The organism is Cellulomonas sp. NPDC089187 (genome assembly GCF_040685135.1).
Taxonomy (GTDB): Bacteria; Actinomycetota; Actinomycetes; order Actinomycetales; family Cellulomonadaceae; genus Cellulomonas.
Genome location: NZ_JBFBHI010000001.1, coordinates 883086 through 891858 on the forward strand (window position 1 = coordinate 883086; position 8773 = coordinate 891858).

Below are 8773 nucleotides of genomic sequence, written 5' to 3' on the forward strand. Positions count from 1 at the left end.
CATCTCCGCCACCGGATGCCTGCGACCCCCGGCAATGGATAGGTTCGCGGATGTGACACCGACGACTCCGGCCCCGCGCCGGTCCCGCCGCGCCCCGAGCGCCACCGCCACCACGCCCGCCCCGCTGCTCGGCCACCCGCCGATCGGCCGCATCCCCGTCGTGGACGTCTCCCCCGTCGTGGACGCCGGACGGTGGCCGGCCAAGGCTGTGGTCGGCGAGGCGGTGCCGATCCGGGCGACCGTCTTCCGCGAGGGCCATGACGCGGTGGCCGCCACCGCGGTGCTGGTCGATCCCGAGGGCCGCGACCACGCCCACGCGTTGATGGTGGACATTGCCCCCGGCCTGGACCGGTACGAGGCGCGTCTGGTGCCGGACCGTCCGGGCCGGTGGGGTTTTCGGGTCGAGGGCTGGTCGGACCCTTACGGCACCTGGTCACACGATGCGCCACTGAAGGTGCATGCGGGTGTCGACGTCGAGCTGATGCTGGCGGAGGGCGCCCTGCTGCTGGACCGCGCCGCGGAGCCACTGAGCGGTGCCGAGGCCCGCACGCTCACGGACGCCGCCACCGCCCTGCGCGACGGTGCCCGACCCGCACAGGTCCGCCTGGCCGCCGGTCTGACCGAGGAGGTGCGCGCCGTCCTGGCCGCCCACCCGGTGCGCGAGCTGCTCAGCGTCTCGCCGACCTACCCGCTGGTGGTCGACCGCACCCTGGCGCTGGCCGGGTCCTGGTACGAGATCTTTCCGCGCTCGATCGGTGCGACCTACGACGAGGCCACCGGTCAGTGGACCTCCGGCACGCTGCGCACCGCCGCCGAGGACCTGCCGCGGATCGCCGACATGGGCTTCGACGTGGTGTACCTGACCCCGATCCATCCGATCGGCAGCACTCACCGCAAGGGGCGGAACAACACCCTGGACCCCCGCCCGGGTGACCCCGGTTCCCCGTACGCCATCGGATCGCCGGAGGGCGGTCACGACGCCATCGACCCGACTCTGGGCACCTTCGAGGACTTCGACGCCTTCGTCGCACGGGCCAGGGAACTCGGTCTGGAGATCGCCCTCGACCTGGCGCTCCAGTGCTCGCCCGACCACCCCTGGGTCACCGAGCACCCCGAGTGGTTCACCACCCGGCTGGACGGCACCATCGCCTACGCCGAGAACCCACCCAAGAAGTACCAGGACATCTACCCCCTGAACTTCGACAACGATCCCGAGGGCATCTACGCCGCCGTGCGCGCGGTGCTCCAGGTCTGGATCGACCACGGCGTCACCGCCTTCCGGGTGGACAACCCGCACACCAAGCCTTTGAGCTTCTGGGAACGGCTGCTGGCCGACATCCGCGCCGCTCACCCGGAGGTGATCTTCCTCTCCGAGGCCTTCACCCGTCCGGCGATGATGCTCAACCTGGCGCGGATCGGGTTCCACCAGTCGTACACCTACTTCACCTGGCGGAACACCAAGGAGGAGGTGGCCGAGTACCTGGCGGAGGTCTCCGGTGAGCAGGGCTCCTGGATGCGACCCAGCTTCTGGCCGACCACCCACGACATCCTGACCCCCTTCATGCAGACCGGCGGCACAGCCGGCTTCGCACTGCGGGCGGTGCTCGCCGCCCTCGGCTCACCGACCTGGGGTATCTACACCGGCTACGAGCTGGTCGAGGACGTCCCCCGTCCCGGTGTCGAGGAGCAGATCGACAACGAGAAGTACGAGTTCAAGCCACGGGACTGGTCGCAGGCCGAGCCGATCGGCATCGCGGCACTGCTCACCGCTCTGAACACCATCCGGCGTGAGCACCCGGCCCTGCGGCAGCTGCGTAACCTCACCGTGCACCCCACATCCGACGACAACCTGGTGGCCTTCAGCCGGCATCTGCCTGCCGAGCTGTCCCCCACCGGGCGCGCCGACACCGTGCTGGTGGTGGTCAACCTCGACCCGCACGGCGCGCACGACGGCACCCTCGACCTAGACCTGGGCGCACTCGGCCTGGAGCCGGACGCCCAGTTCGTCGCCCATGATGTGCTCTCCCAGGAGGTCTACGCCTGGGACGCCCACCCGTGGGTGCGTCTCGATCCCTACCAGCGGGTGGCGCACGTCATCCAGGTGGAGCGGGTGTGAGCCCGGCGGGCGGGACGGGCGGTGTGCCGGTGCCGCCCGCCGAACACGCGCTGCCCCCGCGTCGCCAACCCGAGGTGCCCGAGCGCCCACAGCCCTCCGGACTCGCCGATGACCCGCAGTGGTACCGCACCGCCGTGTTCTACGAGGTGATGATCCGCTCGTTCTCCGACTCCTCCGGTGCCGGGGCGGGTGACCTGCGCGGGTTGACCGACCGGCTCGACTACCTGCAATGGCTGGGCGTCGACTGCCTGTGGCTGCCGCCGTTCTACCCCTCCCCGCTGCGGGACGGTGGATACGACGTCGCGGATTTCACCGCTGTCGCGCCGCAGTACGGCAGCACCGAGGATTTCACCGTGCTGGTGCAGGCCGCCCACGACCGGGGCATGCGCGTGGTGGTCGACCTGGTGATGAACCACACCAGCGACCAACACCCGTGGTTCCAGGCCTCCCGCTCCGACCCGGAGGGCCCCTACGGCGACTTCTACGTCTGGAGCGATGACAACACCCGCTACCCGGACGCCCGGATCATCTTTGTCGACACCGAGTCCTCCAACTGGACCTTCGACCCGGTGCGACGGCAGTACTTCTGGCACCGGTTCTTCAGCCACCAACCCGACCTGAACTTCGACAACCCGCGGGTGGCTGAGGCGATGATCGACGTCGCGCGGTTCTGGCTCCGGCTCGGGGTGGACGGCTTCCGACTCGACGCGGTGCCCTACCTCTTCGAGCGGGACGGCACCAACGGCGAGAACCTGCCGGAGACCCACCAGTTCCTGCGCCGGTTGCGCGCCACCATCGACGCCGAATTCCCCGGTCGGATCATGCTCGCCGAGGCGAATCAGTGGCCCGAGGACGTGGTCGAGTACTTCGGCACCGAGGACGAGCCGGAATGCCACATGTGCTTCCACTTCCCCGTGATGCCGCGGATCTTCTACGCCCTGCGCGACCAGCGGGCCACCGCCATCGTCGACATCCTCGCCGACACGCCCACCATCCCCGCCGGCGCGCAGTGGAGCACCTTCCTGCGTAATCACGACGAACTCACGCTGGAGATGGTCTCCACCGAGGAACGCGCCTCGATGTACGGCTGGTACGCCCCCGACTCCCGAATGCGCGCCAACATCGGCATCCGGCGGCGACTGGCCCCGCTGCTCGACAACTCCCGCAAAGAGATCGAGCTGGCCCACGCGCTACTGCTGTCCCTGCCCGGCAGCCCGTGCCTGTACTACGGCGACGAGATCGGCATGGGCGACAACATCTGGCTGCCTGACCGCGACGCCGTCCGCACCCCCATGCAGTGGACCCCCGACCGCAACTCCGGCTTCTCCACCGCCGACCCCGGCAAACTTCATCTGCCGGTCATCCAGTCGCTGGTGCACCACTACAACAACGTCAACGTTGAGGCGCAGCTCGCCCAGACCACCTCCCTGTTGCACTGGGTCCGCGGCATGCTCGCCGTTCGCCGCCGTCACCGTGCCCTCGGGCTGGGCGACTATCGCGCCGTCGCCAGCGACAACGAGGCCGTGCTCGCCTTCACCCGCAGTGACGATGAGCACACGCTGCTGGTGGTCGCGAACCTTGCCGCCACCGCCCGCTCCGCCACCCTGAGCGCCCCCGCCCTGGCCGGCCACACCCTGCGCGACGTCTTTGGTGGCGGCGACTTCCCCACCGTGTCCGATGACGGCACGGTCATCCTGACCCTCGGGTCACGCGACTTCTACTGGCTGGCGGTGGAGTGATGACTGACCGACAGGTCACCCACGAGCCGCGCGACGATGCGCTGGCCACCCTGCTCGGCCCCTGGCTGCCGCACCGGCGCTGGTTCCCGGCCAAAGGCACCGACGCTCATGTCTCCGCGGTCGGTGGCACCACCCTGGTCGATCCACAGGGTGAAGCGGAGGTCCGCGTCCTGCTGTTGCGCGTCGAATCCGGCCGCGGGGAGTCCGTGCTCCAAGTGCCGCTCACCCTGCGCCCCAGCCCCGCCGCGCCGCGCGCCTCGACCCCGTCAGCCGCACCGGCACCGACCGCACCACCCGAGCCCAAGGCGACAGAGCCACAGGCCGACACCGCCCTGATCGGTGTGCTCCCGGACGGCACCGCGGTGCGCGACGGCGCCGGCGATCCCGCCTTCCTGCGCGCCTGGCTCGCCGACGCCGAGGTCGATCCCGCCACCTCGATCCGCCCCGAAGCGCTCGGTGATCCACGCGTCATCTCCGGTGAGCAGTCCAACACCTCGGTGATCCTCCCCGGTGCCGGCCCCGAGGGACGCACCGCCATGCTCAAGGTCTTCCGCGGCCTGTCCGAGGGAGAGAACCCGGACGTCGACGTCCCCCGCGCGCTGGCCCGCGTCGGCTGGGATCACGTGCCCCGCCCCCTGGCGTGGATGTCCGCCCACTGGCCGGACCGCCACGGTGTGGTGCACGGCCACCTGGAGGTGCTCAGCGCCTTCGTCCCGGGGGCCCAGGACGGATTCGAACTCGCCTGCGCGCTCGCGACCCGCGGCGACTCCTTCGCCGACCTCGCACGCGAGCTGGGTGAGGTGATCGCCCAGATGCACACCGCCCTGGCCGAGGCGCTGCCCGTCCCCGACGTGCTCCCCGACCCGGAAGCACAGCCCGACTCCCACGCGCGCCCCGGCCCGGAGGCACAGGCCACCCAGGAGGCGCAGCCGAACCCGGACACGCAGCCCAACCCTGACACCCGGCCCGACCCCGAGGCGCAGCCCAACCCAGAGGCGCTACCCGGGGCTGACACGCCGCCCGACCCCGACGCCCCGCCCGGCTCCGTGGACGGCACCTCACACCCCGCGCGGGGCTGTCCCGCCGCCCGCGACCTGGCCGAGTCGCTCACCGAACGCTTCGCCTGGGCCGCCGAGATCGTCCCGGAGCTCGCCGTGCACCACGACAGGGTCCATGACCTCGCCGACCGGGTCCGCATCCTGCACGACCTACCCCGCCGTCAACGCGTCCACGGCGACCTGCACCTCGGGCAGGTGCTCCGCGGCGACGGCACCTGGTACGTCCTGGACTTCGAGGGGGAACCGCTGCGACCGGTCTCCGAGCGCACCCGACCCGACCAGCCGCTGCGGGACGCGGCCGGCATGCTGCGCTCCTTCGACTATGCCGCCGCCATCGGCCACGCGCCGGACGCCTGGACCCGGGTGGCACGTGACGCGTTCTGGTCCGGCTACAGCGCGCAGTCCCCCGCACTCGATCCGGCCCTCGCCGCCGTCCTGCTCCGCGCCCTGGAACTCGACAAGGCCCTGTACGAGGCGGTCTACGAGTCCCGCAACCGCCCGAGCTGGCTGCCCATCCCGCTCCACGGCATCGAGCGCCTGCTGGACTGACCTACCCCGCCGGGCGCTTTGCCACCGGCGGTCACCGCCCACCATGCTGACAGCCATGCAGATCGTCTTCGCCGGAGACAGCGTCACCGACTGCGGACGCCGCCACGACCCCGATGCGCTCGGCCACGGCTACGTCCGACGCCTCGCCGAAGGACCGCTGGCCGGGCACACCGTCCGCAACGTCGGGGTGGACGCCAGCCGCGTGACCGATGTCGCCGCCCGCTGGTCCACCGATGTCCTGGCCGACAAGCCCGATGTCGTCAGTCTCATGATCGGCATCAACGACACCTGGCGCCGCTACGACTCCGACCAGCTCACCCCGATCGCCGACTTCGAACGCCACTACCGCGCCCTGATCACCAGCCTCGACCCCCGGACCGTCGTCGTCCTCATGGAGCCGTTCGTCCTCCCGGTCACCGACGAGCAGACCCGCTGGTGGGACGAGGACCTCGCCGCGAAGGTCGATGCCGTCCACCGCATCGCCGACGACCACGGAGCGATCCTCGTGCCAACCCATCACGCGCTGGCCGCTGCCGCCATCGAGCACGGCTGCCCCGCACTCGCCGCCGACGGAGTGCATCCGACTCCCGACGGACACCAGCGCATCGCCGACCTCTGGTGGCGCACGGTCGGCCCCACCCTCAGCTGACCGCTCACCGGCGCGCGGAGACTCATCCGCTCGCCACGATTGCCCGCTGCCCGTTCCCGTTCACCGGGGCTGGGCGGACTGGCCGGACTGGCTAGATCGCACCAGACCGGGCGGGACGCGCCGGGTCGAACCGGACTGGCCGAACTCACGAGGACTGGCCGGGACTGGCCGGGACTCGCCGGGACTCGCCGGGACTCGCCGGGACTCGCCGGGACTCGCCGGGACTCGCCGCACGATCCCCCTCGACGGGTCTGGGTTCTTGCCGCCACGCCGGGTCATTCACCAGTCCATGTCGCTGCGCGAATGCCCCGGTGGTGGTTGGGTGGGTGTATGGACCGCGGAGCATCGCCCGTCACCGTCGACCCGGACACCCTGCGTGCTGTCGCGGGTGGCCTCCACCACGAGCCGCATTCGGTGCTGGGGCCGCATCGCACACCCAACGGCGTCGTGGTCAGGACGCTCCGCCCGCTGGCGGATGCGGTGGTGATCGTCACCCCCCATGGCCGCACCGCCGCCGAGCACGAGCAGGACGGCATCTGGACCGCTGTGCTGCCGGAGACCGAGGTCCTCGACTACCGGGTCGAGGTCACCTACGGCTCGGACACCAGCACAGTCGACGACCCCTACCGGTTCCTGCCCACCGTAGGGGAGCTCGACCGTCACCTGATCTCAGAAGGTCGACACGAGCAGCTGTGGCAGGTGCTCGGTGCCAACGTGAAGCACTACCCCGGTGAGCTCGGCCCGGTCGAGGGCACCGCCTTCGCGGTCTGGGCCCCGCACGCCCGCGCGGTCCGGGTGGTCGGCGACTTCAACCACTGGCAGGGTGCAGCCCACGCGATGCGTTCGCTCGGGAGCTCAGGGGTGTGGGAGTTGTTCATCCCCGGTGTGGTCGCCGGTGCCCGCTACAAGTTCGAGGTCGTCGGGCCGGACGGTCAGTTCCGTCAGAAAGCCGATCCCCTGGCCAAGGGCACCGAGGTCCCACCCGCGACGGCCTCCGTCGTGGTCGAGTCCGCACACACCTGGTCCGACGACGACTGGATCGCCCGCCGGTCCGCCACCGACCCGCACTCCGGTCCGATCAGCATCTACGAGGTCCACCTCGGTTCGTGGCGCAAGGGACTGTCCTACCGCGATCTCGCGACTCAGCTCACCGAGTACGTGGTCGAACTCGGTTTCACTCACGTCGAGTTCCTCCCGGTCGCCGAGCATCCCTTCGGTGGGTCGTGGGGCTACCAGGTCACCTCGTACTACGCGCCGACCTCACGGTTTGGCCACCCCGACGACTTCCGCTACCTCATCGATGCCCTGCACCAAGCCGGCATCGGCGTCATCATCGACTGGGTCCCGGCTCACTTTCCGAAGGACGAGTGGGCGCTGGCCCGGTTCGACGGCACTCCCCTGTACGAGCACCCGGACCCCATGCGCGGCGAGCAACTCGACTGGGGCACCTACGTCTTCGACTTCGGCCGCAACGAGGTGCGCAACTTCCTGGTCGCGAACGCGACGTACTGGCTGGAGGAGTTCCACGCCGACGGGCTCCGGGTGGATGCGGTGGCGTCCATGCTCTACCTCGACTACTCCCGGGAGCCCGGGCAGTGGCGCCCCAACGTGCACGGCGGACGCGAGAATCTCGAGGCCATCGCCTTCCTCCAAGAAGCCAACGCCACCGCCTACCGGCGTACACCCGGCATCATGATGATCGCCGAGGAGTCGACCGCCTGGCCCGGTGTCACCGCACCTACCGACCAGGGCGGGCTCGGGTTCGGGCTCAAATGGAACATGGGCTGGATGAACGACACGCTCCGCTACCTGGCCGAGCAGCCGATCAACCGCCGGTACCACCACCACGAGGCAACGTTCTCCCTGGTGTATGCCTTCTCCGAACAGTTCGTCCTGCCGCTATCCCACGATGAAGTGGTGCACGGCAAGGGCTCGATCATGCGCAAGATGCCCGGGGACGATTGGCAACAGCGTGCCGGCGTCCGCTCTCTGCTGGCCTATCAGTGGTCGCACCCCGGCAAGCAACTGCTGTTCATGGGGACCGAGTTCTCCCAGGGCACGGAGTGGGCCGAATCCCGTTCCCTCGACTGGTACCTCCTCGATCATCTCGAGCACCGCGGCGTACAGTCGCTCGTCCGCGACCTCAATGGCTTGTACCGCCGCCACCCTGCCCTCTGGGCGCTCGACCACAGCCCGCAGGGCTTCGAATGGATCGACGCCAACGACGCCGACCACAACGTGCTGGCGTTCCTCCGCCGGGACGACCGCGGTGATGTCGTCGCGGTCGTCATCAACTTCTCCGGCGTCCCGCACGAGAACTACCGCCTCGCTCTTCCCCAGGGTGGAGCGTGGACCGAAGCCCTCAACACGGACGCACACGAGTACGGCGGCTCCGGCGTAGGAAACCTCGGACGCGTCGACGCCCGTCCCGAGCCCCACCACGGTCGCGCATTCTCCGCGATGCTGCGCGTTCCGCCCCTCGGCGCACTGTTCCTCACACCCGCCTGACCGCCCCAAGCGCAGAGCGCGCGTCTACGCGCAGGCCCTCGACCGACACCTCACGGGCTCACGGGCTCACGGGCTCACGGGCTCACGGGCTCACGGGCTCACGGGCTCACGGGCTCACGGGCTCACGGGCTCACGGGCTCACGGGCTCACGGGC

At 70.2% G+C, this 8773-nt stretch carries 5 protein-coding genes; all 5 read left to right on the forward strand.

All coding sequences use genetic code 11. The features are described 5' to 3' along the window. Positions 1-124 precede the first annotated feature (124 nt). Positions 125-2116: an alpha-1,4-glucan--maltose-1-phosphate maltosyltransferase gene (locus AB0N78_RS04200; protein ID WP_363386241.1), complete on the forward strand. Its 1992-nt coding sequence runs from the start codon at positions 125-127 to the stop codon at positions 2114-2116. A 74-nt stretch (positions 2117-2190) separates the two neighbouring features. Beyond that, positions 2191-3855, forward strand: a complete 1665-nt coding sequence (gene treS / locus AB0N78_RS04205) for a maltose alpha-D-glucosyltransferase (RefSeq protein WP_363386243.1) — start codon at positions 2191-2193, stop codon at positions 3853-3855. Then, a complete protein-coding gene (locus AB0N78_RS04210) occupies positions 3855-5462 on the forward strand; it encodes an aminoglycoside phosphotransferase (protein ID WP_363386181.1) in 1608 nt (535 codons plus the stop codon). Before treS ends, AB0N78_RS04210 begins: the two co-directional genes overlap by 1 nt. 55 nt (positions 5463-5517) lie before the next feature. Continuing rightward, positions 5518-6111: an SGNH/GDSL hydrolase family protein gene (locus AB0N78_RS04215; RefSeq protein ID WP_363386183.1), complete on the forward strand. Its 594-nt coding sequence runs from the start codon at positions 5518-5520 to the stop codon at positions 6109-6111. A 330-nt stretch (positions 6112-6441) separates the two neighbouring features. Further along, a complete protein-coding gene (gene glgB, locus AB0N78_RS04220) occupies positions 6442-8619 on the forward strand; it encodes a 1,4-alpha-glucan branching protein GlgB (RefSeq protein ID WP_363386185.1) in 2178 nt (725 codons plus the stop codon). Positions 8620-8773 lie beyond the last annotated feature (154 nt).

Excerpts from the sequence above, each read along its gene's own strand:
- AB0N78_RS04210 (WP_363386181.1), top strand. The coding sequence starts at position 3,855 with ATGACTGACCGACAGGTCACCCACGAGCCGCGCGACGATGCGCTGGCC.
- AB0N78_RS04215 (WP_363386183.1), top strand. The coding sequence starts at position 5,518 with ATGCAGATCGTCTTCGCCGGAGACAGCGTCACCGACTGCGGACGCCGC.
- glgB (WP_363386185.1), top strand. The coding sequence starts at position 6,442 with ATGGACCGCGGAGCATCGCCCGTCACCGTCGACCCGGACACCCTGCGT.